Below are 22,900 nucleotides of genomic sequence, written 5' to 3' on the forward strand. Positions count from 1 at the left end.
GCTCGCCGGGGGCGCCGTGCCCGCGTCCGCGGCCCGGCCGGGAAGCGGCGCGCCCGGTGGAAGGACCGCGCGCTCTTGCATCCCCATGCCGCCGGGCGTGGCACGATCGGGGGCGGGGGATCGTCTTCCCGATGGGGTGCCGTCAGATCGGAGCGTGATCGTGGTCGTGGTTCTCGTCCTGGCCGGCGTGGCCGTGCTGGGCGCCGTCGTCGTCCTCGCCATGGGCCGGGGCGGCGGGCTGGCCGAGGCCCATCCCGACTATCCGCCGGTCAGCGTGGACGCCGAGGGGCGGCCCGTCATCGGCTGGGAAGGCTCCCACCTGCGCTTCCCCCGGACGCTGTGGGGGTATCAGCCGCACGTGACCGACGACGCGTTCCACCACCTCACCGAGGCCCTGCACGAGCGCGACGCACGCGTGGCGGACCTGGAGCGGCAGCTCCACGACGTCCGCGAGCGCGCCCGTGAAGCCGAACCGGCCGGCCCGGTCGGGGCCCTGTACGGCATCGAGGAGCCCGGTGCCCGGGTACCGCTCCGCGAGGAGGCCTTCGAGGCGGACGCGGAGGAGAGCCGGTGAGCGCGGTCGCGGTCCACGCCGAGGCGGTCTCGGCGGCCCCGCCCGAGCGGCTCTTCGACGTCCTCACCGACTGGCCGCGGCACGCCGAGTGGATGCCGTTCACCAGCGCGGAGGGCGGCGACAAGGTCGGCGACGAGCTGCGGGCCCGGACCGGCGTCGGCCCGGTCGGCTTCCTCGACACCATGGTCATCACCGACTGGCGGGCCGGCCGCCGCGTCGCGGTCCGGCACACCGGCCGCGTGGTGCGCGGCGAGGCGTTCTTCAAGATCGTCCCCGAGGGCTCGGGCAGCCGCGTCATCTGGGCCGAGCGCGTCGACCTGCCGCTCGGCCCCCTCGGCCGCGCCGCCTGGCTGGTCGCGGGGCCGGTGGTGAAGGCGTTCATGGCGCTCGGGCTGCGCCGCCTCGCCGCTTTGTCGCAGCCATGAGGTAGAACGGGCGCGTGAGCACCGCGATTATGGGCGAGGACGGGCTGGCGCGCTGCCCCTGGGGGCTGTCGGCGCCCGACTACGTCGCCTACCACGACGACGAATGGGGCCGTCCGGTCCGCGACGACCAGGGCCTCTACGAGCGGCTGTGCCTGGAGGCGTTCCAGTCCGGCCTGTCGTGGCTGACGATCCTGCGCAAGCGCGAGGGCTTCCGCGCCGCGTTCTGCGGCTTCGACCCCGAGAAGGTCGCGGCCTTCGGGCCGGGCGACGTCGAGCGCCTGATGGCCGACGCCGCCATCGTCCGCAACCGCGCCAAGATCGACGCCACGATCGCCAACGCCCGCGCGGCCCTCGACCTGCCCGGCGGCCTCGCCGCCACCGCCTGGCGCTACGCCGACCCCGACTCCCCGTCCTACACCGACATGGCCGACGTCCCCGCCTACACCGACGCCTCCAAGGCCCTCGCCAAGGAACTGAAGAAGCACGGCTTCCGCTTCGTCGGCCCCACCACCGCCTACGCCCTCATGCAGGCCTGCGGCCTAGTAGACGACCACCTCACCGGCTGCCACCGCCACGGCGGGGCTTAACGCGTCGACGCGATGGCCACGGCTCTCCTTGCGGGGAGGGCTGAGACCGCGAAGGTGACGGCGGCGGCGCCGGTGACGACCGCCGCGTACAGCCACCAGGGGGCGTTCGGGGCGAGGAACGAGCTGCCCGTGGCGACGTGCAGCAGGGTCGCCGTGCCGAGTGCGGTGCCCAGGCCGAGGAGGCTGCCGAGCAGGACGACCGTCGCGGCCTCCCAGCGGACGATCGAGCGGATCTGCGCCGCCGTCGCGCCGACGGCGCCGAGCAGGCCGAACTCGCGGGTCCGCTCGCCGACGCTCATCGACACCGTGGTCGCCATGCCGAAGAGGGCGAGGACGAGCGCCATGCCGATGAACCCGTAGATGACGCTCATCCCCTTGGTCATCGCGTCGGACGCCGTCTTCACGTAGCCGGCCCTGTCGACCACCTTGAGGCCCGGCGCGTCCTTGAACGCGCGGGACAGGGCCTGCTCGGCGCCTCCGCTGACGAGCACCACCTGCGCGGGCGCGGTGGGGTCGAGCCGCTCCATCGTCGCGTCCGAGACGAGGGCCTGGTCGGCGAACAGGTGGGACGGGTCGTGGTAGGCGGCGGCGACGGTGAGCGCGACCCTGCCGCGGGTGCCGCGCACCGTGATCCGCTGCCCCTTCTTGATCTTCTGGCCCTTCATGACCGTGGAGGTGAGGGCGATCTGGCCGTCGCCGAGGCGGGGGAGGCGCCCGCCGAGCCTCAGCACCGACGGCACCGCGTTCTGGTCGGCGCCCGTGACGGTGAGGTAGACCGGCTCCGGGGCCTCCTCCGGCGACGGCCTCCTGGGCGGGGGAGAGACGAGCTTGACCTGCGCCATCGTGAGCGCCGCCGCGGCGGACACGCCGGGCACGGCGGCGGCCTTGCGGGCGGCGTCGCGCGGGAGGGGCGCCTGCCCGTCCGAGGTCATCCCGGTCGCGGTGATCGCGTGGTCGGCCCGCATCACCTCCCGGCCGGTCTCGGCGAACCGCGCGTCCACCGACAGGACGATCATCGCCGTCGAGGCGACCAGCGCGACGCCGAGCATCAGGGAGGACGCGGCGGACGAGACGCGGCGCGGGCTGCGGGTGATGGTGGCGCGGGCGAGCCGGCCGGCCTCGCCGCTCACGGCCGTCCCGACGCGGCCGACCAGGCCGCCGAGGGGGCCGACGAAGAACGGGGCGAGGACGGCGAGCGCCGCCACGGTCGTCATGCAGCCCATGAGGACCATCGCGCTGGTGCCGGCGGTGCGTTCGGGGCCGGGCGGCTCCTCGGAGCGGATCCCGAAGACGCCCCCGAAGAAGATCCAGGCGCAGGCGAACACCGCCAGGGCGCCGAGGACGCGCGGCCAGCGGCGGCCCGCCGTCTCGGTGCTCGCGGCGCGCAGCGCCTGCATCGGGGAGATCTTCGAGGCGCGGCGCGCGGCGCGCCGGGCCGCGAGCTGGGTGACGAGGATTCCCGCCGCGGCGGGGACCGCCAGCGCGATCCAGCCGTACTGCGCGTCGGCGGCGGAGATGTCGAAGCCGTCCTCGGCGAACAGGTGCGTGAGCAGGGCCGACACCGGGAAGCCGAGGGCCACGCCGCCGGCGGAGGCGACGGCGCCGAGGGCGAGGGCCTCGAACCGGATCAGCCGCCTGATCTGCCGGGGCGTCGCGCCGATCGCGCTGAGCAGCGCGAGCCGCCGGGTCCGCTGCCGGACGAGCGTGCCGAACGTGTTGGCGACCACGAACAGCCCCACGAACACCGCGACGGACGAGAGCATGCCGATGGCGCCGCCGATCGACGCCCCGGCGCCCCGCAGGTCGGCCGACTGGGCATCGCGGACCTCCGCCGCCGTCCGGACGGTGACGCCCTTCCCGAGGTCGCGGGCGAGGGCGGCGCGGAGTCCGGGCACCGACCCGCCGGACGCCTTGACCCAGACGCTCTGCCACGTCCCCGCCGGAAGGCCCGCCTCCCGCGCGACGGTCCCGGGGGGCGCCAGGACCAGGTCGCCGCTCGCGACGGAGCCGTGCCCCCGCACGGTGACGATGCCGACGATCTTCATGTCCCGGCTCTGCCGCGGGAGCAGCACCTTCAGGGTGTCGCCGACGCCGAGCCCGCCCGCGCGGGCGACGTGCCTCGTGACGGCGACCTCGCCGTCGGCGGCGGGCCCGCGGCCCGACTCCAGGCGGTAGGGGTTGAGGCGGCCGTCGGGAGTCCACGGGCGGAGCGCCGTCCCCGCCCCGGCGGGCGGCAGGATCGGCTCGCCGTCGGCGCCGCTCGCGGTCACCGGGACCGACGCGTCGCCCGCGACCGCCGCGACGCCGGGACGTCCCGCCACGGCGCCGAGCGCGACCCGGCCGTCCGGCGCCGAGTACGGGTCGTCGGGGTCGGCCGAGCCGCCCTGGACGAGCACGTCCGCGCGGGAGTACTCGCTGGCGTCGCTGCCCGACACCGCCTCCTGCGCCCGCAGCGTGAACTGCAGGGCGCCCGCGATCAGCCCGATGGAGAACACCGCCGCCAGCAGCGTGGCGGCCAGCCGCGTCCAGCTCTCGGCGAAGGAGCGGCGAGCGATGAGCCACATGACCGTCAGCCCTCCATCCGGCGCATCACGGCGTGGACGCCGTCGATCGTCGGCGCGGGCAGCTCGTGCACGATCAGCCCGTCGGCGAGGAACAGCACGCGGTCGGCGTGCGCGGCGGCCGCCGGATCGTGCGTCACCATGATCACCGTCTGCCGGTAGGCGTCCACCGCGCGGCGCAGGAAGCCCAGCACCTCGGCGCCCGACCGGGAGTCGAGGTTGCCGGTGGGCTCGTCGGCGAACAGCACCTCCGGCCGGGTCAGCAGCGCCCGCGCCACCGCGACCCGCTGCTGCTGCCCGCCCGACAGCTCGCTCGGCCGGTGCGCCAGCCGGTCCCGCAGCCCGAGCGAGTCCACGATCGTGTCGAACCACTCCCGGTCGGCGCGCCGGTTCCCCAGGCGCCCGGTCAGCCGGATGTTCTCCTCCGCCGTCAGCATCGGCAGCAGGTTGAACGACTGGAACACGAATCCGAGCCGGTCGCGGCGCAGCCTGGTCAGCCGGGTCCGCGACAGCCGGGTGATGTCCACGTCCCCGATCATGATCGAGCCGGAGGTCACGGTGTCGAGCCCGGCCATGCAGTGCAGGAACGTCGACTTGCCCGAGCCGGACGGCCCCATGATCGCGGTGAACCGGCCCCGGGGGAAGGCCGCCGAGACGCCGCGCAGGGCGGTCACCTCGTTCTCGCCCGCCCCGTAGGACCTGACGACGTCGCGCGCGACGGCGACATGGTCGTGGACCTGCTCGGCGAGGGATGCGGCGGCTGTCTGCGTCATGCCGTCCAGCAAACCGCCGGGCACCCCTCGCTCACATTGGCGCGGCCTCCCCACTCGATGCGGGGGAAGCCCCCACCCTCACCCCAGGGGCAGCCCGAGGACCTAGCGGCCTTCGAAGACGGGCTGCCGCTTCTTCAGGAACGCCTCGGTCGCGTTGTGGTGGTCGCTCGTCTTCTCGCACTCGTCCTGGAGCTCCGCCTCGCGTTCGAGCGCGGACGCGAGGTCGTGGGTCGCGGCGTGGTCGAGCGCCGCCTTCACCGCGCCGTAGGAGGCCGTCGGGCCGGACGCGAGGCGGCGCGCCAGCTCCATCGACGCCGGGGCCAGCTCGTCGGCCGGGACGACCCGCGTCACCAGCCCCAGCTCCAGGGCCTCCGGAGCCTTCACCGGCTCGCCCAGCAGCAGCAGCTCGGCGGCCTTGGCGCGGCCGACGAGGCGCTGGAGGGTCCACGACATGCCGCTGTCGGGAGCGAGGCCGATCCCGGTGAACGCGGTCGCGAACCGGGCCTTGTCGGACGCCACGATCAGGTCGCACGCGAACGCCAGCGACGCGCCCGCGCCCGCCGCGACGCCGTTCACCGCCGCCACGACCGGCTTGCGCATGCCCGCGATCGCCAGAACGATCGGGTTGTAGTGCTTGCGGACGGTGTCGTCCAGGCCGCGGCCCGCGGCGAGGTTGTCGCCGTGCTCGCGCAGGTCCTGGCCCGCGCAGAACGCCCGTCCCGCGCCCGTCAGGACGACCGCGCGGACGGCCGGGTCGGCGGCGGCCCGCACCACCGCCGCGCGCAGGGCCTCCTTCATCTCGACGGTCAGCGAGTTCATCCCGTCGGGACGGTTGAGTGTGATTGTCCCCACTGCGTCCGTCACGTCGTAGAGCACGGTCTCAGACATCGTCGTCCTCTCGGTCCTCGGTAGATCTTCCCCAGGCCACCTTCGACGAACACCGGCGCCCTGGGCAAGGGCGGTCCCGCCCGGCGGGGCGCCCCGCCGAGCGGGAGGAGCGGCCGTCCGGCTCCCGCCGATCCGGACGCCCGAGGAGGCCCGCGACCTGCGTCCGGGCGCCCCGGCTGCCGATCTGGAGGCTGATCGTTACCACTTCGCGCCCGGAAGACGAGATAATGGACCACTACTGATGACGCGGATGCGACACGCGGCCACGCGGCCAGAGGTGTGCGAGGCCGCGGCCCTACTTAGGAAGGGGATGCACGCATGGCGGCGATGAAGCCGCGGACGGGAGACGGTCCGCTCGAAGTGACCAAGGAGGGACGCGGAATCGTCATGCGGGTCCCCCTCGAAGGCGGCGGCCGCCTCGTGGTCGAGCTCAACGCCGACGAGGCCAAGGAGCTCGGCGAGGCCCTCAAGGACGTCGTGGGCTGACGGCCCCGGCCATCCCGGCCTTCTGGTGACGGTCCCGGCGTCGACGCCGGGGCCCTTGCCATTTCTGTGACCGTTTCAGCACGACCAGGGGGGACCACCGCCATGCCCATCGAGACCCGCATCCACGGCGCCGGCGGCACCGTGTCGCAGACCGCGGTCGACCTCGGGGCCGAGGTGGTGGCGGTGCCCGTCCGGTCCGGCCCCGCCGCCCCGGCGGCGGAGGTGGCGGCCTCCCTCCCCTTCACGCTGGACGAGCTGCTCGCGCTGCACCAGGCCAAGGGCGAGCCCGGTGAGATCGTCGCCACGCAGGTCCGCGTCGGCGACCGGGTGCGGGAGCTGCTCCTGTACGGCGTGGGCGAGGCGGCCCCGGCCGACCTGCGCAGGGCGGGCGCCGCGCTGGCCCGCCGCGGCAGGGGGCGCACGGCGCTCGTCGCGGGCGTCCCGGACGGCGACCTCGCCGCCTTCGTCGAGGGCGCGCTGCTCGCCTCCTACGAGTTCAGGATCGGCGCCGCGCCGCCGAAGAAGGCGCTCGGCACCCTCGCGGTGCTGACCGAGGCCGGCCCCGGGGCCGACGCCCCGGCGATCGAGCTCGGCACCGCGCGGGCACGGGCCACCGCCCTCGCCCGCGACCTGGCCAACACCCCCTCCGGCGAGAAGGACCCGTCGTGGCTGGCCGCCGAGGCCGAGCGCGTCGCCGGCGAGTCCGGCCTCACCGTCCGCGTGCGGGGTGAGAAGGAGCTGGCGGACGAGGGGTTCGGCGGCCTGCTCGCCGTCGGCGGCGGCTCGGCCCGCCCGCCCCGGCTGATCGAGCTCGCCTACGACCCGGGAGACGCCGGGGGGTCCTCCCCGCGCCATGTCGTCCTGGTCGGCAAGGGCATCACGTTCGACAGCGGCGGCCTGTCGCTGAAGCCGAACGAGGGCATGAAGACGATGAAGACCGACATGGCGGGCGGCGCCGCCGTCATCGCCGTGATGAGCGCGCTGCGGGCCCTCGGCGTCCGCGCCCGCGTCACCGGTCTGGTCGCCGCGGCCGAGAACATGCCGTCCGGTTCGGCGATGCGCCCCGGCGACGTGATCACCCACTACGGCGGGACGACGTCGGAGGTGCTGAACACCGACGCCGAGGGGCGGCTCGTCCTCGCCGACGCGCTCGCCTACGCCGACGCCCGGCTCGACCCCGACGCGGTGGTGGACGTCGCCACGCTGACCGGGGCCGCCAAGGTCGCGCTCGGCCTGAAGCACGCGGCCCTGTTCGCGAGCGACGACGCGCTCGCCGAGGAGCTCACCCGGGCCGGGGCGGCCGCCGGCGAGCCCGTGTGGCGGCTCCCGCTCGTGGAGGAGTACCGCGCCGCGATCGACTCCGACGTCGCCGACGTCAACAACATCGGGCGCGGCGGCTACGGCGGCGGCTCGATCACGGCGGCGCTGTTCCTGCGCGAGTTCGCGGGCGGGCGGCCCTGGGCGCACCTCGACATCGCCGGGCCCGGCCGCTCCACCTCCGAGGACGCCGAGATCACCCGCGGCGCCACCGGCTACGGCGCGCGCCTCCTGCTGGACTGGCTGACGGCCTGACCGGGCCCGCCGGTCACCTGTTACCTGTTCCGGCGGTCGATCACCGGGACGCGGCGCCGCCGCCGGGCCTGCCTGACGATCTCAGGGAGCGTCGCGTCCCAGCCCGCCTCGACCGCGAAGCACCACGGGACGGCCGCCTCCGTGGCGGGCACGTCCCGCATCGTCAGCGCCACCAGCGGCGCCCGCTCGGACGTGCGCGCCATCTCCGCGAGCTCCGGGGTGGGCAGGAACACCAGGTAGTCCTGCTCGCCGCGGCGGGTGCCGCCGACGCCGCGCCGCAGCGCCGTGATCGCCGCGACGTCGTCCCAGGGCAGCGTCCGCCCGGAGCGGCGCGGCAGCGGCCAGCGCGCGGGACGCCGGACCCCGCCCGCGTCGAGTTCCAGGACGGGCCGCCGCGACAGCATCGCCCCGGCCGACACCAGCAGACCCGCCCCGAACAGGCCGAGCCCCGCCACCCCCAGCACCGTGACCGCGACGCCGGCGGCGTCCGCGCCGCGCGTCGCGCCGCCCGCGACGAAGGCCGCCGACGCCAGGAACAGGATCAGGAACGCGGCGGCGCGCCACATCCCGCGCCAGGTGACGCGCACCCGGACCGCGAACGCCTCCGCGGCGGCCCGGTCGCGCTCGACGTCCTCAGTCACGCCTGACGGCGCAGAGCAGGCCGTCGCCCACCGGCATCAGCAGCGGGACGAGCCGGTCGTCCTCGCGGATCATGCGATGCACCTCGCGGATGGCCTCGGTGTCGGGGTCGCGCCGGTCGGGGTCGGCGACCCGGTCGTGCCAGAGCGCGTTGTCGAACGCCACGACGCCGCCCGGCCGCAGCAGCCGGAGCGCGTCCACCAGGTACTCGGGGTACTCCCGCTTCGCCGCGTCGCAGAACACCATGTCGTAGGCGCCGTCGGTGAGGCGCGGCAGCACCTCCAGCGCCGGGCCGATGATCATCCGGGTGCGGAAGCCGGACAGGCCCGCCTCACGGTAGGCCTGCTTGGCCAGCCGCTGGTGCTCCGGCTCGATGTCGACGCTGGTCAGCACCGCCTCTTTCGGCATGCCCCGCATCAGGTAGACGCCGGACACGCCGCAGCCCGAACCGACCTCCACGACCGTCCGCGCGCCGATCAGCGTGGCGATGAAGCGCAGCGCCGCGCCCCCGGCCGGGCCGATCGGCATGGCGCCGACCTCCTGGCCGCGCCGCCTGGCGTTCAGGAGCGGCTCGTCCTCGGGGAGGTAATCCTCCACATAGGCCCGGGTGGCCTCAATGGCGTCGATGGCTGCCTCCTCGTGGGACCCCCGCATGGCTCATGCTGGAAAGACCATATCGCTGCAGGGGAACCAACTGGCGTTTCAGTGCGTTGTTACCAACACAGGCAAGCACCGAGTCGGTATCAGAACCGCCCCAGCCCAGGCGAGACCGTGCCGTTCCAAGGCGAGACCTTGGCTCACGAGAGAGGAACAGCCCGGCACCATGGGAGTCGCAGCACTCAGTTTCAGAAGCGCTGTGGGGGTCGGCGCCAGGCAGGGTCTGGGAAACGCCGCTCGCACCCGAGAGAACGCACCCGAAGCGGAATGGGCGCCGCCGTCCTGGGACGAGGTCGTCCGCGAGCACTCGGCCCGCGTCTACCGTCTGGCCTACCGCCTCACCGGCAACCAGCACGACGCCGAGGACCTCACGCAGGAGGTCTTCGTCCGCGTGTTCCGCTCGCTGTCGAACTACACGCCGGGCACGTTCGAGGGCTGGCTGCACCGGATCACCACGAACCTGTTCCTCGACATGGCCCGGCGCCGCCAGCGCATCCGCTTCGAGGGCCTCGCCGACGACGCCGCGGAACGCCTCCAGGGCCGCGAGCCGACCCCGGCGCAGGCGTTCGACGACAACAACTTCGACGCCGACGTCCAGGCCGCGCTCGACGCGCTGGCCCCCGACTACCGCGCCGCCGTCGTGCTGTGCGACATCGAGGGGCTGTCCTACGAGGAGATCTCCGCGACCCTCGGCGTCAAGCTCGGCACCGTGCGCAGCCGCATCCACCGGGGGCGGGCGCAGCTGCGGTCGGCGCTGGAGCACCGCGCGCCCACCCGGCGCCGGCCCGGGACCAGGAACGACTACCAGCCCGCCGACGCGGCCTTCGAGGGCGAGCCCGGGGGAGTGCACGCGGCGGGCGGTGCCCGGCCGCTGCCGGAGGGCGTGTAAAGCTGTGCACCGCGCGCGGGGCGGGACCGCGCGCCTGACCGAACGGAATCGACGGAGGCGGCGTGAGTTGTCTGGGGGAGCGTCTGACCGCGCTGGTCGACGGTGAGCTGGGGGACGAGGAGCGCGAGCGCGCCCACGCCCATCTCGCGGGATGCGCCCGCTGCCGCGAGGAGGCCGACCAGCTGCGCAAGCTGAAGGGGCGGCTGCGGGGCCTGTCGGAGCTGCCGGCGACCGACGGCACCGACGACCTGCCGTCTCCCGACTTCCTGAGCCGGCTGCGCACCCTGCCCGAGCTGTCGGGTCTGCCCGACGTCCCCGTGGCCCCTGACGCGCCCGTATCCGGCGCATCGCCCAAATCCGCCGTGCCGCACGCGGGTTCGCGCCCCCGGCACCCCTCCCGGCCGATCCGATCATCGGCCCGCCCCGTCAGGGCCCCGCACGCCGTCCGCCCGCGCGACGACCGCCCGGTCGGGCACACGGCCGCGATCCGCGTCCCGCCCCGGCGCCGCTACCTCGTGGTCGGCGCCGCCACCCTGTTCCTCGGCCTCGGCACCGCCTCCTACGTGGCGGGCGGCCGTCAGGACAGCCCCGCCGTGACGCCCGCCTTCGACCGGTTCGCGGTCGAGCACGCGCTCACGTCCGGCGACGCGCCGATGACCGATCCGCTCACCGACCCGGTCAACCAGGTCCAGGTCTCCCCGGGGCCGTGAGGCGGGCGGCCCCGCCCGGGCGGTGCCGCCGCGGCGCCGTCCTGGCAGGCGGGCTCGCGGGCGCCCTCGCGCTGGCCGGGGCGCTCGCCGGCGACCCCGCCCCCGTCCGCCGCGCCCGTACCGACCCGGGCGCCGTCGGGCTGCTGCGCGCAGCCGCGGACGCGGCCCGCCGCGTCCCCTACGAGGGCCGGCGGTTCCTCACCACCCGCGGCGGCGGCCGGGCCGCCACCTCCCGCGTCGTGGTGTCGCACACGCCGGGCGCGGGCATCCGGTACCGGTCGGGGCCGAGCGGCGAGGGGTACCGGCCCGAGTCCTCCGCCGGGGACACCACCGGCTTCACGCCCGCGACCCTGGCGCTGCTGACCGGCAACTACGCGGTGGTCCGCGCCCCGGACGCCTCCGTCTGCGGCCGTCCCGCCCGCGTCGTCGAGGCGCGCCGCGCCGACGGCAGCCCCGCCGGGCGCTTCTGGATCGACCGGGACACCGGCCTGATGCTGCACCGCGAGCTGATCGACGCCACCGGCCGCCCGGTGATCACCACCGGCTTCACCGAGATCAGCTTCACCCCGTCGCCCGCCGAGCCGTCCCCGCTCGGCCGCCCCCTCGGCGGGATCTCCCGCTTCCCGGGGGCGAGCGCGGACGGCCCGGTGGAGTCCGCCGGCGCCCGCGCCGCGGGCGCGTGGGGCGAGCGGCTGGACCGCTCCGGCCTCGCCGGCCTGCGCGGGCGCGGCTGGCCCGTACCGGAGGGCCTGCCGGGGCGGCTCACCCTCTACGAGGCCCGTCGCGAGCACGGCGGCGGGACCCTGCACCTCAGCTACTCCGACGGCCTCGCCGCCGTCTCGGTGTTCGTGCAGCGCGGCACCCTCGACGAGCGCGGCATGGCGGGCTGGCAGCGGACCGTCCGGCGGGGCCGGACGGTGTACCGCCGCGAGTCCCTGAGGCGCTGGGCGGTGTCCGGCGGGAACGGCTACGTCTACACCGTCGTGACGGACGCTCCGCAGAGCACGGCCACGGCGGTGGCGCTGAACATGCCGCGCGACCCCGCGCCGTTCCTGACGCGCCTCTCCCGCGGTGCCCGGCGCCTGGCCTCTGCGGCGAATCCGTTCGATTGACCCGAGATATGGGTATTGGCGGCGAGTCTTATGCTCGCCACATGCCCCGCGCGGCAGCATGAGCACCGATAACGAGGACCATGCTCGGTAGGAGAGATGGGGATGACGGAAGACAACCGCGGCCCGGTGAGGGCGCCGTCGGAGGACGACGACGTCGTCCCCGGGCAGGAGCCTGAGCGGCAGGAGGCGGCGGCTCCTCCCGAGACGGTGACCGACCAGGGGATCCCCGTGGAGCAGCCGGCGGACGAGCCCGAGGCCGACGACCCCGAGCCCGGATCCGCCCGCGACGAGGACGGCGCCGGGACCGCCCCCGCGAGCGGCGACGGGCGCGACTCGGGCGAGAAGGGCGACCGCCTGGTGGCCGGGGGCTTCGCGCCCCCCGACTCGCTCGGCGGGCCGCCCGACACCAGCGAGGACGTGCTCTCCGGGGCCGCCGCGGACGTGCCGCGGGAGGTGCCGCTGCAGGACGCCCCGCCGCGCGACATGCCGCAGCCGCCGCCGCCCGTCCCGCTCGACAAGCCGCCCGTGGAGGCGCCCGACGACCGGATGCGGCCCGGGTTCGTGCCGCCCAACCAGGACCCGAGGGCCGCGCAGGGCGCCCCGTACGGGGGCTGGCCGCAGCAGTCCCACCAGGGCCCGCCGCCGCCCGCCCACGGCCGCCCGCCGATGGGACCGCCGCCCGCGCCGCCCGGCCCGCCGCCGCCCGGCGGCCCGGGACCGCGCCCGCTGGCCGGGTACGGGATGCCGCCCGGCGGCACCGGGCCCAACTGGGCTCCCGTCCCCGCGCCCCCGTCGTCGTCGCGCGGCGGGCCGGGCCTCGGCCTCCTCGCCGTGGTCGCGCTGATCGTCGCGCTGGTGGCCGGGGCCGTCGGCGCCGGGATCGGCGTGATCGCCACCGGCGGGTCCGACGACTCCGGCTCGGTGAACCTCGGCGGCAGCGACAGCAACGACACCAAGGTGCAGAACCGTCCGCCGGACTCGGTCGCGGGCGTCGCGCAGCGGGCGCTGCCGAGCGTCGTGATGATCCGCGTGCAGTCCGCGCAGGGGGAGATCGGCGGCACCGGCTTCATCGTCAACGGCGGCTACGTCATCACCAACAACCACGTCGCCTCCGGCGGGGGCGGCGGTGGCGGCCAGATCCAGATCGTCTTCAACGACAAGAAGACGCTGCCCGCCACGATCAAGGGCGCCGACCCGAGCTCGGACGTCGCGGTGCTCAAGCCCGAGGGCCAGCACTCGCTGCCGCCGCTGCCGGTCGGCGACTCCAGCGCCATCGCCGTCGGCGACCCGGTGATCGCGATCGGTTCGCCGCTCGGCCTGCAGGGCTCGGTCACCACCGGCATCGTCAGCTCGCTGAACCGGGCCGTGCCCACGCGGGGCGAGGGCGGCGGCGGCGACGCGTCCTACCTCAACGCCATCCAGACCGACGCCGCGATCAACCCGGGCAACTCGGGCGGACCGCTGGTGGACGCCAAGGGCCGCGTGATCGGCATCAACACCGCGATCGCGACGCTCGGCGGCCAGTCGCTCGGCGGGGAGCAGCAGAGTGGCAGCATCGGCCTCGGCTTCGCGATCCCGATCAACCAGGGCAAGCGGATCGCCGAGGAGATCATCCGGACCGGCACGGTCAAGCAGGCCAAGCTCGGCGTGCTGCCCGACCCCCGCTACCAGGAGGGCGGCGCCCGGATCATGCCGCAGCCGGTCAACGGGCAGGACCCGGTGACGAGGGGCGGCCCGGCGGACAAGGCGGGCCTCAAGCCCGGCGACGTCATCACCAAGGTCGACGACAAGCCGATCGAGGACGCCACCGACCTGATCGCCCAGATCCGCAGCCGCGCGCCGGGCGACCGCGTCACCCTCACCTACCAGCGGGGCGGCAAGGAGGCCACCGCCCAGGTGACCCTGACCTCCGACTAGGGCAGAGATGTTCAAGTCCGGTTCATCCGGGCTGGGGATACGCTGGGGGGACCGGCCCGTCTCTGGGCCGGTCCCCTTCGGGTCGTGTGCAGGCGGTCGCGCCGCGGCCTGCCGTGTGTGTGGAGGACGGGTTGTTCGACGTCGGACTCGGTGAGATGGCGGTGCTCGTCGTCCTCGCCCTGGTCATCTTCGGCGACAAGCTGCCGCAGGTCGCCGGGCAGGCCGGCCGGATGCTGCGGCAGTTCCGCGAGATGGCCAACAGCGCCAAGGCCGACCTTCAGGAGGGCCTCGGCCCGGAGTTCAAGGACTTCGACCTCAACGACCTCAACCCGAAGACGTTCGTCCGCAAGCACCTGTTCGAGGACGGCGACACCTACCTGAAGAACGACCCGGGCATCTTCGACGACGCGCCCTCGTACGCGACGTCGGCCGCGGGCCTCGACCCGAGCGAGAAGCCGCCCTTCGACAACGAGGCGACCTGAACCTCCGCCGCGCCGCCCGCCGGGGCCGCGGCGCCGCCGCCGGCTCCGCCCGGCGGCGGGCGCCCGCCCGGGGAGGCCCCGGGCGGGCGGTGGTCAGCGGCCCTTGGGGCTGATGCCGAGGGCCATGCCGGCGAGGCCGCGGCTGCGGCCCGCGAGCTTGTCGGCGATCGTGCGCAGCTCCTTGGCCGCCCCGGCGTCGGGGTCGGAGAGCACCAGCGGGACGCCGTTGTCGCCGCCCTCGCGCAGGCGCGGGTCGATCTGCACCTGGCCGAGCATGGGGACGCGGGTCCCGAGCGTCTTCGTCAGCGCGTCCGCGACCGTCTGGCCGCCGCCCTCGCCGAAGATGTGCTGCTGCTCACCGCAGTGGGCGCACGCCAGGTAGGACATGTTCTCGATCACACCGACGACCTGCTGGTGGGTCTGCGCGGCGATCGCCCCGGCCCGCTCGGCCACCTCGGCGGCGGCCTGCTGCGGGGTGGTGACGACGAGGATCTCCGCGGACGGCAGCAGCTGCGCGACGGAGATCGCGATGTCGCCGGTGCCGGGCGGCAGGTCCATCAGCAGGATGTCGAGGTCGCCCCAGTACACGTCCGCGAGGAACTGCTGCAGCGCGCGGTGCAGCATCGGCCCCCGCCACACGACCGGCTGGTTCCCGGCGGTGAACATGCCGACCGAGATCACCTTCACGTCGTGCGCGGTCGGCGGCATGATCATGTCTTCGACCTTGGTGGGCGAGGTGTCCACGCCCAGCATCCGCGGCACCGAGTGGCCGTAGATGTCGGCGTCCACGACGCCGACCTTGCGGCCCTGGGCGGCGAGCGCGGCGGCGAGGTTCACCGTCACCGACGACTTGCCGACGCCGCCCTTGCCGCTCGCCACCGCGTACACCTTGGTCAGCGAGTTCGGCCGGGCGAACGGGATCTCCTTGGCGGGCTGCCCGCCGCGCAGCTTGGTCTGCAGGTCCTTGCGCTGCTCCTCGCTCATCACGTCGAGGTCGACGCGCACCGAGGACACTCCGTCGATTTTGGACACGGCCTCCGTGACGTTCCTGGTGATGGTGTCCTTCATCGGACACCCGGCCACGGTCAGGTAGACGCCGACGCGGACGGCGCCGTCCGCGTCGATGTCGATGCTCTTGACCATGTCGAGCTCGGTGATGGGCTTGCGGATCTCGGGATCGAGCACCGTGGCGAGAGCCGCGTTCACCCGCTCGGTCGTCAGAAGGGAGGCCATGCGTCCATGGTATGAACCCGACGCGCCAACCTGCTAATCAGGGTGTCCGTCCTCACACGACCGGTACGCGCGGCGCGCGCGTCCATCGCGCGGGCGGCCCGCCCGTCCTACCATCGGTCCGTGACCACCGACCTCGCCTCGGCCGCCGCCGAGCTGATCGTGTGGCGGACCATGCTGCGCGCCCAGGCGCAGATCTCCCGCCGGCTGCAGGCCGACCTGACGGCCCGCCACGACCTCGCGCTCGGGTCCTACGAGGTGCTGATGCACCTCGGCGAGGCGCCGGACGGGCGGCTGCGGATGAACGACCTCGCCGACCGGGTGCTGCTGTCGCGCAGCGGCCTGACGCGGCTGGTCGACCGGCTGGAGCGGGACGGGCTGGTGGGCAGGCAGTCCTGCGCGAGCGACGCGCGGGGCCTGTTCGCCGTCCTGACCGACGCGGGCCGGGCGCGGCTCGCCGAGGCCGCCCCCACCTACCGGCAGGGCGTCCGCGACCACGTCCTGAGCCGGCTGGAGGAGCCCGACCTGCGCACCCTCGGCCACATCCTGGACAAGCTCGCCGACGAGGGGGCCTAGGGGACGGGCTTCTTGGCGTCCATCTCCCTGATCATCTGCTGGAGCTCCGAGCGCAGGAAGTCGCGGGTGGCGACCTCGCTCATCGCGACCCTCAGCCCCGCGATCTCGCGGGTGAGGTACTCGGTGTCGGCGATGCTGCGGTCGTTGCGCGACCGGTCCTGCTCGTACTGGACGCGGTCCCGGTCGTCCTGCCTGTTCTGGGCGAGCAGGATCAGCGGCGCCGCGTAGGAGGCCTGCAGCGACAGGATCAGCGTCAGGAAGATGAACGGGTACGGGTCCCACCTCAGCCACGACGGCACCAGCAGGTTCCACCCGATCCACACGGTGACGAACACGGTCATGTACACGAGGAACCGGGCCGTTCCCAGGAACCGCGCGATCCGCTCCGACAGCCGCCCGAACGACTCGGGATCGTAGTGGGGGCGCGGCAGCAGCGTCCGGCGGAGCTCCCTCGGCTGGTCCAGGCGCGAGGCCATCTGGCGTGTCGTCGTCATGTCGTCCCCCGCAGAGCCTCTTCCTCGGGATCGGCGGTCTCCTCGGCTGCCGCCTCCATCGCGGCCTCCCGCCAGTCCTCCGGCAGCAGGTGGTCGAGGACGTCGTCGATCGTCACCGAGCCCAGCAGGTGCCCGTTCTCGTCCACGACCGCGCCCGCGACCAGGTTGTAGGTGGCCAGGAACATCGCGACGGCCTCCAGCGACATGGTGGGGCGCAGCGGGTCCAGCTCGGTGTCGACGATCCCGCTGACCAGCGTCGGCGGCGGCTCGCGCAGCAGCTTCTGGAAGTGCACCGTGCCGAGGTAGCGGCCGGTCGGCGTCGCGGTCGGCGCCCGGCACACGTACACCTGCGCCGCCAGCGCCGGGTTCAGGTCGGGACGGCGGATCACGGCGAGCGCCTCGGCGACCGTCGCGTCCGGCGGGACGATGACCGGATCGGTCGTCATCAGGCCGCCCGCCGACTGGTCGGGGTAGGTGAGCAGCCGCCGGACGGGGGCCGCGTCGCGCGGCTCCATCAGCGTCAGCAGCTGCTCGCGCTGCTCGGTCGGCAGGTCGCCGAGCAGGTCGGCGGCGTCGTCGGGGCCCATCGCCTCCAGGACGTCGGCGGCGCGGTCCACGCCGAGCTTGCCGAGGATCTCGATCTGGTCGTCCTCGGGCAGCTCCTCCAGGACGTCGGCGAGCCGCTCGTCGTCCAGCGCGACGGCGACCTCGGTGCGCCGCTTCTCCGGCAGCTCGTGCACGATCGTGGCGAGGTCGGCGGGCTTCATCCGCTCGAACGCGGCGATCAGCCCGGCCGCGCCCTGCCCGTGCTCGACGGCCGAGAACCCCTCCACGGCGTCCGAGCTCACGACCATGCTCTCGCCGCGCTTGCGCAGGCCCCGGCCCGTCCGGCGGCGGACGGCGACCTTGGTGACGAGCCAGTCGCGGGTCCGGGTCGGCTCCATCGCCACGTCCACGACGAAGGCGGCCTCGCCGGAGTCGCGGAACCGGACGGTCCGGTCCAGCATCTCGGCGATCACCAGCGTCTCCGACTCCCGCTTCTGGAAGCGGCGCATGTTCAGCCGCCCGTCGAAGACGACCGCGTCCGCCTCGATCACGGTGACCCGCGTGATCGGCAGGAACACCGCGCGGCGCGAGGCGACCTCCACCACCAGCCCGAGCGCGCGCGGCGGACGCGGCGCGAGGCGCAGCGCGACCACGACGTCGCGGACCCGGCCGACCTGGTCCCCGGCCGGGTCGAACACCGCGACGCCCGCGAGCCGGGCGATGAACACCCGCGACGGAGGTCCGCTCATGGCCTGGACACTACCCGTGATCTCCCGACTGATCCGGACGGGTACGTCACATCCGGCCCTCACCCGGCGTCCGAGGGGCGAAAGGGACGTGAAAGGGTGGGGGACCGTGAGCGACGCCTTCGCAGAGCCCTTCGAGCAGCACCGCAACCTGCTGTTCGCGGTGGCCTACCGGATGCTCGGCTCGGCGGCCGACGCCGAGGACGCCGTCCAGGACGCCTGGCTGCGCTGGTCGGCGGGCGACCGGTCCGGCGTGGCCGACCCCAAGGCCTACCTCGTGCGGATCACCACCAACGTCGCGCTGGACCGGCTGCGCTCGGCGCGGGTCCGGCGCGAGACCTACGTCGGGCCGTGGCTGCCCGAACCGATGCTGACCTCCCCGGACGTCGCCGAGGACGCCGAGATGTCGGAGTCGGTGTCGATGGCCATGCTCGTCGTCCTGGAGACGCTGAGCCCCCTCGAGCGCGCCGTCTTCGTGCTGAAGGAGGCCTTCGGCTACCCCTTCGCCGAGATCGCCAAGGCGCTGGACCGCTCCGAGGCGTCGGTCCGCCAGCTCGGCACCCGCGCCCGCAGGCACGTGGAGGCGCGGCGGCCCCGCTTCGAGGCCGGCGGCGCCGAGCGGCGCGCCGCCACCGATCGGTTCTTCGAGGCGGTCCTCGGCGGCGACGTCAACCGGCTCATGGAGGTCCTCGCGCCCGACGTCGCGCTGTGGTCCGACGGCGGCGGCAAGGTCCGGGCGCCCCTCCGGGCGATCTACGGCGCGGAGAAGGTGGCCCGCTTCTTCGTCGCCATCGGCGGGCAGCCCTACCAGGGCGTCGACCCGGCGGACATGCGCATCCGGCCCGTCGAGCTCAACGGCGGCCCGGCGGTCATCGTGGAGGGCCCGGACGGGCCGATCAGCGCCGTCAGCGCCGACGTCGACGCGGACGGCCGGGTCCAGGCCGTCCACCTGGTGGCCAACCCGGACAAGCTGCGGGCCCTCGCGGAGGGGCGTCGGCTGGAGATGTGAGGGGCCGCCGGCGCGGCGGCTACCGGTCGGCGCGCCGGCGTTTGCGGCCGTACAGGCGCGGCGGCGGGCCGGCGGTCGTGGCGGGCGTCGGCACCGGCCGGACGGCCGCGTACTCCCCGCCCTCCTCGAGGACCTCCTCGGCCGGGGTGAGCCGGACGATCCACGACTCCGCGGCCCACGTCTCCACCTGGCCCTCGTGGGTCCGGGCGTTCAGGCGCTCCTTGGCGAGGACCGGCGCCACCTCGTCCCACAGCGGCGAGCCCGGCTCGACCTGCTCGGCGTCGGCGACGAACGTCAGGAGCCGCCCGCCCTTGTCCTTGCTGCGCAGGATCACCGTCACCTGGGCCGCCTCCGGCAGGCCCGGGAGCGGCTGCTCGCCCTCCCCGCCGGTCAGCACGTACGCCGACCCTCCGTGCCACACGTGCCAGGCGGCGCGCGGCTGGGGCAGGCCGGGCAGGTCCAGCCACAGCAGCCCCGACTTCTTGGCCGCCTCCTCCAGCAGTGCCCTGTTCAGACCCATGCCCCGAGGGTCTCACACCGCTGGATAGCATCCGGGGCCATGCGCTCACGACGTACCACCCTCGCGGTCCCGGGCAGCAACCCCCGCTTCATCGAGAAGGCGCAGGGCCTGCCCGCCGACGAGATCTTCCTCGACCTGGAGGACGCCGTCGCGCCGTCGGCCAAGGAGGGCGCCCGCGCGACCGTGGTCGCCGCGCTCAACGAGGGCGACTGGACGGGCCGGACGCGGGTGGTGCGCGTCAACGACCTGGACACCCACTGGGCCTACCGGGACGTGATCGAGGTCGTCGAGGGCGCGGGCGCCAACCTCGACGCGGTCATGCTGCCGAAGGTGTCGGACGCCTCCCACGTCCAGTGGCTCGACCGCCTGCTCACCCAGATCGAGCGGGCGACGGGCCTGCCCGCCGGGCGCATCGGCATCGAGGCGCAGATCGAGGACGCCCGCGGCATGGTCAACGTCGACGCGATCGCCGCGTCCTCGCCCCGGCTGGAGGCCCTCGTCCTCGGACCCGGCGACCTCATGGCGTCGATCAACATGAAGACGCTCGTCGTCGGCGAGCAGCCGCCCGGCTACACCGAGGGCGACGCCTACCACTACATCCTCATGCGCATCCTGATGGCCGCCCGCGCCCACGACCTCCAGGCGATCGACGGCCCCTACTTCAACGTCCGCGACGTGGAGGCCTTCACCCGCGTCGCCGAGCGCTCCGCCGCCCTCGGCTTCGACGGCAAGTGGGTGCTGCACCCGTCCCAGATCGAGGCGGGCAACGCCGTGTTCTCCCCGTCCCAGGACGACTACGACCGCGCCGAGCTGATCCTGGACGCCTACGAGCACTCGCTCGGCGAGGGCCGCGGCGCCGCCCGCCTCGGCGACGAGATGATCGACGAGGCGTCCCGGAAGATGGCGCTCGTCGTCGCCGCCAAGGGCCGCGCGGCGGGGATGGCGCGGACGAAGCGCTTCGATCCGCCCGGGAACTGAAGCACCCGTACGATTCGTCCCACGTACACGAGATCTACCGGGAGGCGTCACACGTGGCAGGACCAGGGGACGGCGATGGCTGGGCGCCCCTAGACCCCGATCTGGGACGCGAGCCTCAGCGGAACCCGCGGCCGTCCGGTCCTCAGCCGATGCCGGAGGCCGAGCCTCCGCCGCCGAACCCGGTCCAGGCCCCCGGTACCGGGCAGCCCCACGCATCCGGCGCCCAACAGCCTTATGGCCCCGGGCGGCCCTATGGCCCCGGCCGGCCGCGGGGTCAGGGGTACGCGCCCGGAATGCCGTACTGGGACGGGGCACCCGCGCAACCGCCGGGCGCGCCCTACCCAGGTCCCTACGCTCCCGGGTACGGAGTCCACGCGGCCAAGCGGCCCTGGACGGTCGAGACGCCCAAGGCGGCCCCGTTCCACCGGCTGGCCCGCAACGAGGTGCACCGGTGGTGGCGTCCACTGGTGGGGACCCTCGGGATCGCGGTCCTCGGGATGGCCCTGGCCATCGGGCTGATGATCGTGGGCATCATCGTCCGGGTCGTGGTGACGGGCGAGGCGCCCGACACCTCCGGCGCGGACGTGGACTCGATCTTCGGCGACCAGACGGCCGACCTGGCCTACAACCTCGGGGCGCTGGCGCTCTTCCTGCCGGTCACGCTGGCCGGGGCGTGGGTCGTCCAGCGGCGGCGGCCGGGCACGCTGTCCTCGGTCGCGGGGCGGCTGCGCTGGCGCTGGCTCCTCGCCTGCTCGGGCCTGGCGATCCTGTTCTGCGTCGTGTCCTACGGGACGTCGATCGCCGCCGCCGGCGCGATCGACGACCAGCCGGGCGGCGACGAGCACTGGGTCGGGTGGGGGCGGTTCATCGCCCCGGCCATCGTCATCATCCTGCTGGTGCCGTTCCAGTCGGCCGCGGAGGAGTACGCGTTCCGCGGCTGGATGCTCCAGGCCGTGGGCGCGTGCACCCTGGAGAACGCCAGGAGCCGCGTCGGGCGCGCCTTCAGCGTGGTGTTCCGCACGCCGTGGCCCGGGATCGTCGTCGGCTCGGCCCTGTTCACGGCCGGGCACGGCTACACGGGCTGGGGAATCCTCGACATCTTCGCGTTCGGCGCGATAGCGGCCTGGCTCGCGGTGCGGACGGGCGGGCTGGAGTCCAGCATCGCCCTGCACGTGTTCAACAACCTGATGGCGTTCCTCGGGCCCGCGGCGATCGGCCAGCTCGACATCGAGCAGGGCGGCGTCCCCTGGCAGGTCGTCGTGGCGGACATCATCCCGATGCTGCTGTACGCGGCCGCCGTCGTGGGGCTGGCGCGGTGGATGCGGATCCGGCGGGTCACCGCCGCGCCCGGCGACGGCGAGGCGCCGCTGACGGCGGCCGCGGAACCGGCGCACGCCTCATAGGACGCCCCACTCGGCGAGGGCGTCGAGGAGGCCGGGCGTCATCGGGAGGGCGTCCAGCTCGCCCGGGGGCACCCAGCGGACGTCGGACGCGTCGTCGCCCGCGCGGAGCGTCCCGCCGGCCACGGTGGCCGTGTAGTCGTGGATCTCGTAGACGACGCCGCCCGGCCCGGGACGCTCCACCGTCCCGGCGAGGGCGCCGACGAGGACGTCCAGACCGGTCTCCTCCCTCAGCTCGCGGGCGACCGCGGCCGGGTCGCCCTCGCCGGGCCCGACCCGCCCGCCCGGGATCGACCACAGGCCCTCGCCCGGCGGGTGACCGCGCCTGACCAGCAGGAACCGTCCCTCGCCGTCCCGCACGATCCCGCCCACGCAGCGCACTCGCATGACCCCATTTTGTCGCCCCTTTCCGGGTGGCGGCCCCCCAGCCCCTTGACGAGGCGGGACGTCGCCGCGCAGGGTGGATAGTCATGAGGGCGGAGCCCACCTGCCCGCGCTGCGCGGGCCCGCTGACCGCGCCGAGCCTCTGGTCCAGCGACTGGAGCTGCGGCGTGCACGGCGCCGTACTGCCGAGGCAGCCGTCCAACCGCCCCGGCTCCGAGGGGCTGTCCGTCGTCCTGCGGGACGCGAGGGTTCCGGTCTGGACGCCGTGGCCGCTTCCGGCCGCCTGGCTCGTCACGGGCTTCGCCACGGTCGGGGACGAGCGCTCGGGTGCCCGCGCGACCGCCGTCGCGGTGTCCGGGCCGGGCCTGCTGCACGGCCCCGCCGACATGGTCATGATCGCCGAGGAGCCGGGCATCGGCCTCGGCGCCCACTACGCGGGGCTCGCGGGCCCCGACCCCGGCACCGCCTTCAACGGCGGCCCGCCGCACGTGAAGCTGGACGTCGGCGGCCCCGCCGCGACCTGCGGGCAGACGGTCCCGATGTGGGCGGTCGGCGACCGCCCCGACCGCGCCGCCTACGTCGGCGAGGCGATGGGGAACTGGCTGTGGGCGGTGCTGTGGCCCGCCGACGCCGGTGTTCTCATGGTGGAGCGCCTCACCCTGCTCGACCTCCGCGAGCCGGGCATGGACCTCGACCTCCCCTACGGTGCCCACAGCCCCCGCCTCGACGACTGAGCGGCTGGTAT

25 protein-coding genes are annotated in these 22,900 nt (G+C 74.6%); 15 read left to right on the plus strand and 10 right to left on the minus strand.

Going from position 1 to position 22,900, the window contains the following annotated elements; all coding sequences use genetic code 11:
* Positions 1–154: 154 nt before the first annotated feature.
* From BKA00_RS36250 to BKA00_RS36260, 3 genes are read left to right on the plus strand one after another with little or no spacing between them, the layout of a single operon-like run.
* Complete coding sequence (locus BKA00_RS36250; protein WP_185032791.1) at positions 155–574, plus strand: hypothetical protein; 420 nt, start codon at positions 155–157, stop codon at positions 572–574.
* On the plus strand, positions 571–999 hold the full coding sequence (locus BKA00_RS36255; protein WP_185032793.1) for an SRPBCC family protein: 429 nt from the start codon (positions 571–573) through the stop codon (positions 997–999). The genes BKA00_RS36250 and BKA00_RS36255 overlap by 4 nt, the downstream gene beginning before the upstream one ends.
* Positions 1,000–1,013: 14 nt before the next feature.
* Positions 1,014–1,586: a DNA-3-methyladenine glycosylase I gene (locus BKA00_RS36260; protein WP_276530159.1), complete on the plus strand. Its 573-nt coding sequence runs from the start codon at positions 1,014–1,016 to the stop codon at positions 1,584–1,586.
* Here BKA00_RS36260 and BKA00_RS36265 read toward each other — a convergent pair.
* The 3 genes from BKA00_RS36265 to BKA00_RS36275 form a co-directional block, all read right to left on the minus strand.
* A complete protein-coding gene (locus BKA00_RS36265; RefSeq protein ID WP_185032795.1) occupies positions 1,583–4,150 on the minus strand; it encodes an ABC transporter permease in 2,568 nt (855 codons plus the stop codon). The genes BKA00_RS36260 and BKA00_RS36265 overlap by 4 nt on opposite strands.
* A 5-nt stretch (positions 4,151–4,155) precedes the next feature.
* Positions 4,156–4,920 carry an ABC transporter ATP-binding protein gene (locus BKA00_RS36270; RefSeq protein ID WP_185032797.1) on the minus strand — a complete coding sequence of 255 codons (765 nt, stop codon included), beginning with the start codon at positions 4,918–4,920 and terminating at the stop codon, positions 4,156–4,158.
* A gap of 102 nt (positions 4,921–5,022) precedes the next feature.
* Positions 5,023–5,808 carry an enoyl-CoA hydratase-related protein gene (locus BKA00_RS36275; RefSeq protein WP_185032799.1) on the minus strand — a complete coding sequence of 262 codons (786 nt, stop codon included), beginning with the start codon at positions 5,806–5,808 and terminating at the stop codon, positions 5,023–5,025.
* A gap of 318 nt (positions 5,809–6,126) precedes the next feature.
* On the opposite strand from BKA00_RS36275, the gene BKA00_RS36280 reads away from it, so the two are divergent.
* Complete coding sequence (locus tag BKA00_RS36280) at positions 6,127–6,294, plus strand: DUF3117 domain-containing protein (RefSeq protein ID WP_185032801.1); 168 nt, start codon at positions 6,127–6,129, stop codon at positions 6,292–6,294.
* A gap of 102 nt (positions 6,295–6,396) precedes the next feature.
* Entirely contained in the window at positions 6,397–7,866 is a 1,470-nt protein-coding gene (locus BKA00_RS36285) for a leucyl aminopeptidase (protein ID WP_185032803.1), read from the plus strand.
* A gap of 20 nt (positions 7,867–7,886) precedes the next feature.
* Here the strand turns inward: BKA00_RS36285 and BKA00_RS36290 are convergent, their stop codons facing one another.
* Positions 7,887–8,507 carry a hypothetical protein gene (locus BKA00_RS36290; protein ID WP_230299247.1) on the minus strand — a complete coding sequence of 207 codons (621 nt, stop codon included), beginning with the start codon at positions 8,505–8,507 and terminating at the stop codon, positions 7,887–7,889.
* Complete coding sequence (locus BKA00_RS36295; protein ID WP_185032805.1) at positions 8,500–9,159, minus strand: O-methyltransferase; 660 nt, start codon at positions 9,157–9,159, stop codon at positions 8,500–8,502. Before BKA00_RS36295 ends, BKA00_RS36290 begins: the two co-directional genes overlap by 8 nt.
* 169 nt (positions 9,160–9,328) lie before the next feature.
* Between BKA00_RS36295 and sigE the strand changes: the two genes are divergently transcribed.
* The 5 genes from sigE (at position 9,329) to BKA00_RS36320 (ending at position 14,272) form a co-directional block, all read left to right on the plus strand.
* Positions 9,329–10,051: an RNA polymerase sigma factor SigE gene (gene sigE, locus BKA00_RS36300; protein WP_230299246.1), complete on the plus strand. Its 723-nt coding sequence runs from the start codon at positions 9,329–9,331 to the stop codon at positions 10,049–10,051.
* 62 nt (positions 10,052–10,113) lie between these two features.
* A complete protein-coding gene (locus BKA00_RS36305; RefSeq protein ID WP_221493437.1) occupies positions 10,114–10,761 on the plus strand; it encodes an anti-sigma factor family protein in 648 nt (215 codons plus the stop codon).
* Positions 10,758–11,873 (plus strand): MucB/RseB C-terminal domain-containing protein, encoded by a 1,116-nt coding sequence (locus tag BKA00_RS36310; RefSeq protein ID WP_185032807.1) that lies wholly within the window; start codon positions 10,758–10,760, stop codon positions 11,871–11,873. Before BKA00_RS36305 ends, BKA00_RS36310 begins: the two co-directional genes overlap by 4 nt.
* A 102-nt stretch (positions 11,874–11,975) precedes the next feature.
* A complete protein-coding gene (locus BKA00_RS36315; RefSeq protein ID WP_185032809.1) occupies positions 11,976–13,790 on the plus strand; it encodes a S1C family serine protease in 1,815 nt (604 codons plus the stop codon).
* Positions 13,791–13,921: 131 nt separating this feature from the next.
* The gene (locus BKA00_RS36320; protein ID WP_185032811.1) at positions 13,922–14,272 is read left to right on the plus strand and encodes a sec-independent translocase; all 351 of its coding nucleotides are present in this window, start codon (positions 13,922–13,924) and stop codon (positions 14,270–14,272) included.
* Positions 14,273–14,365: 93 nt separating this feature from the next.
* On the opposite strand, the gene BKA00_RS36325 is transcribed toward BKA00_RS36320, so the two are convergent.
* Complete coding sequence (locus BKA00_RS36325; RefSeq protein ID WP_185032813.1) at positions 14,366–15,505, minus strand: Mrp/NBP35 family ATP-binding protein; 1,140 nt, start codon at positions 15,503–15,505, stop codon at positions 14,366–14,368.
* A gap of 120 nt (positions 15,506–15,625) precedes the next feature.
* Here BKA00_RS36325 and BKA00_RS36330 point away from each other — a divergent pair, with 120 nt between their 5' ends.
* Positions 15,626–16,078 (plus strand): MarR family transcriptional regulator, encoded by a 453-nt coding sequence (locus tag BKA00_RS36330; protein WP_230299245.1) that lies wholly within the window; start codon positions 15,626–15,628, stop codon positions 16,076–16,078.
* Here the strand turns inward: BKA00_RS36330 and BKA00_RS36335 are convergent.
* Together BKA00_RS36335 and BKA00_RS36340 are read right to left on the minus strand one after the other, a co-directional pair.
* Positions 16,075–16,572, minus strand: coding sequence for a DUF1003 domain-containing protein (locus BKA00_RS36335; RefSeq protein ID WP_185032815.1), 498 nt, complete (start codon positions 16,570–16,572; stop codon positions 16,075–16,077). The genes BKA00_RS36330 and BKA00_RS36335 overlap by 4 nt on opposite strands.
* Complete coding sequence (locus BKA00_RS36340; protein ID WP_185032817.1) at positions 16,569–17,867, minus strand: magnesium transporter MgtE N-terminal domain-containing protein; 1,299 nt, start codon at positions 17,865–17,867, stop codon at positions 16,569–16,571. The genes BKA00_RS36335 and BKA00_RS36340 overlap by 4 nt, the downstream gene beginning before the upstream one ends.
* A 106-nt stretch (positions 17,868–17,973) precedes the next feature.
* Between BKA00_RS36340 and BKA00_RS36345 the strand changes: the two genes are divergently transcribed.
* Complete coding sequence (locus BKA00_RS36345; RefSeq protein ID WP_230299244.1) at positions 17,974–18,873, plus strand: RNA polymerase sigma-70 factor; 900 nt, start codon at positions 17,974–17,976, stop codon at positions 18,871–18,873.
* 19 nt (positions 18,874–18,892) lie between these two features.
* On the opposite strand, the gene BKA00_RS36350 is transcribed toward BKA00_RS36345, so the two are convergent.
* Positions 18,893–19,393 carry a hypothetical protein gene (locus BKA00_RS36350; RefSeq protein ID WP_185032821.1) on the minus strand — a complete coding sequence of 167 codons (501 nt, stop codon included), beginning with the start codon at positions 19,391–19,393 and terminating at the stop codon, positions 18,893–18,895.
* Between the two features lie 39 nt (positions 19,394–19,432).
* Between BKA00_RS36350 and BKA00_RS36355 the strand changes: the two genes are divergently transcribed.
* Together BKA00_RS36355 and BKA00_RS36360 are read left to right on the plus strand one after the other, a co-directional pair.
* Positions 19,433–20,371 (plus strand): HpcH/HpaI aldolase/citrate lyase family protein, encoded by a 939-nt coding sequence (locus tag BKA00_RS36355; protein ID WP_185032823.1) that lies wholly within the window; start codon positions 19,433–19,435, stop codon positions 20,369–20,371.
* A gap of 293 nt (positions 20,372–20,664) precedes the next feature.
* Entirely contained in the window at positions 20,665–21,774 is a 1,110-nt protein-coding gene (locus BKA00_RS36360) for a CPBP family intramembrane glutamic endopeptidase (RefSeq protein ID WP_185032825.1), read from the plus strand.
* Here the strand turns inward: BKA00_RS36360 and BKA00_RS36365 are convergent.
* A complete protein-coding gene (locus BKA00_RS36365) occupies positions 21,769–22,158 on the minus strand; it encodes an NUDIX hydrolase (protein ID WP_185032827.1) in 390 nt (129 codons plus the stop codon). The genes BKA00_RS36360 and BKA00_RS36365 overlap by 6 nt on opposite strands.
* An 83-nt stretch (positions 22,159–22,241) precedes the next feature.
* Between BKA00_RS36365 and BKA00_RS36370 the strand changes: the two genes are divergently transcribed.
* The gene (locus BKA00_RS36370) at positions 22,242–22,889 is read left to right on the plus strand and encodes a DUF6758 family protein (protein ID WP_185032829.1); all 648 of its coding nucleotides are present in this window, start codon (positions 22,242–22,244) and stop codon (positions 22,887–22,889) included.
* The last annotated feature ends 11 nt before the right edge of the window (positions 22,890–22,900 follow it).

The organism is Actinomadura coerulea, assembly GCF_014208105.1.
GTDB classification, from domain to species: domain Bacteria; phylum Actinomycetota; class Actinomycetes; order Streptosporangiales; family Streptosporangiaceae; genus Spirillospora; species Spirillospora coerulea.

What these genes read in the sequence shown, in the direction of transcription:
- BKA00_RS36265 (WP_185032795.1), bottom strand. Translation starts at nt 4,150, where the DNA reads ATGTGGCTCATCGCTCGCCGCTCCTTCGCCGAGAGCTGGACGCGGCTG.
- BKA00_RS36270 (WP_185032797.1), bottom strand. Translation starts at nt 4,920, where the DNA reads ATGACGCAGACAGCCGCCGCATCCCTCGCCGAGCAGGTCCACGACCAT.
- BKA00_RS36275 (WP_185032799.1), bottom strand. Translation starts at nt 5,808, where the DNA reads ATGTCTGAGACCGTGCTCTACGACGTGACGGACGCAGTGGGGACAATC.
- BKA00_RS36280 (WP_185032801.1), top strand. Translation starts at nt 6,127, where the DNA reads ATGGCGGCGATGAAGCCGCGGACGGGAGACGGTCCGCTCGAAGTGACC.
- BKA00_RS36285 (WP_185032803.1), top strand. Translation starts at nt 6,397, where the DNA reads ATGCCCATCGAGACCCGCATCCACGGCGCCGGCGGCACCGTGTCGCAG.
- BKA00_RS36295 (WP_185032805.1), bottom strand. Translation starts at nt 9,159, where the DNA reads ATGCGGGGGTCCCACGAGGAGGCAGCCATCGACGCCATTGAGGCCACC.
- sigE (WP_230299246.1), top strand. Translation starts at nt 9,329, where the DNA reads ATGGGAGTCGCAGCACTCAGTTTCAGAAGCGCTGTGGGGGTCGGCGCC.
- BKA00_RS36315 (WP_185032809.1), top strand. Translation starts at nt 11,976, where the DNA reads ATGACGGAAGACAACCGCGGCCCGGTGAGGGCGCCGTCGGAGGACGAC.
- BKA00_RS36325 (WP_185032813.1), bottom strand. Translation starts at nt 15,505, where the DNA reads ATGGCCTCCCTTCTGACGACCGAGCGGGTGAACGCGGCTCTCGCCACG.
- BKA00_RS36335 (WP_185032815.1), bottom strand. Translation starts at nt 16,572, where the DNA reads ATGACGACGACACGCCAGATGGCCTCGCGCCTGGACCAGCCGAGGGAG.
- BKA00_RS36340 (WP_185032817.1), bottom strand. Translation starts at nt 17,867, where the DNA reads ATGAGCGGACCTCCGTCGCGGGTGTTCATCGCCCGGCTCGCGGGCGTC.
- BKA00_RS36350 (WP_185032821.1), bottom strand. Translation starts at nt 19,393, where the DNA reads ATGGGTCTGAACAGGGCACTGCTGGAGGAGGCGGCCAAGAAGTCGGGG.
- BKA00_RS36355 (WP_185032823.1), top strand. Translation starts at nt 19,433, where the DNA reads ATGCGCTCACGACGTACCACCCTCGCGGTCCCGGGCAGCAACCCCCGC.
- BKA00_RS36360 (WP_185032825.1), top strand. Translation starts at nt 20,665, where the DNA reads ATGCCGTACTGGGACGGGGCACCCGCGCAACCGCCGGGCGCGCCCTAC.
- BKA00_RS36365 (WP_185032827.1), bottom strand. Translation starts at nt 22,158, where the DNA reads ATGCGAGTGCGCTGCGTGGGCGGGATCGTGCGGGACGGCGAGGGACGG.
- BKA00_RS36370 (WP_185032829.1), top strand. Translation starts at nt 22,242, where the DNA reads ATGAGGGCGGAGCCCACCTGCCCGCGCTGCGCGGGCCCGCTGACCGCG.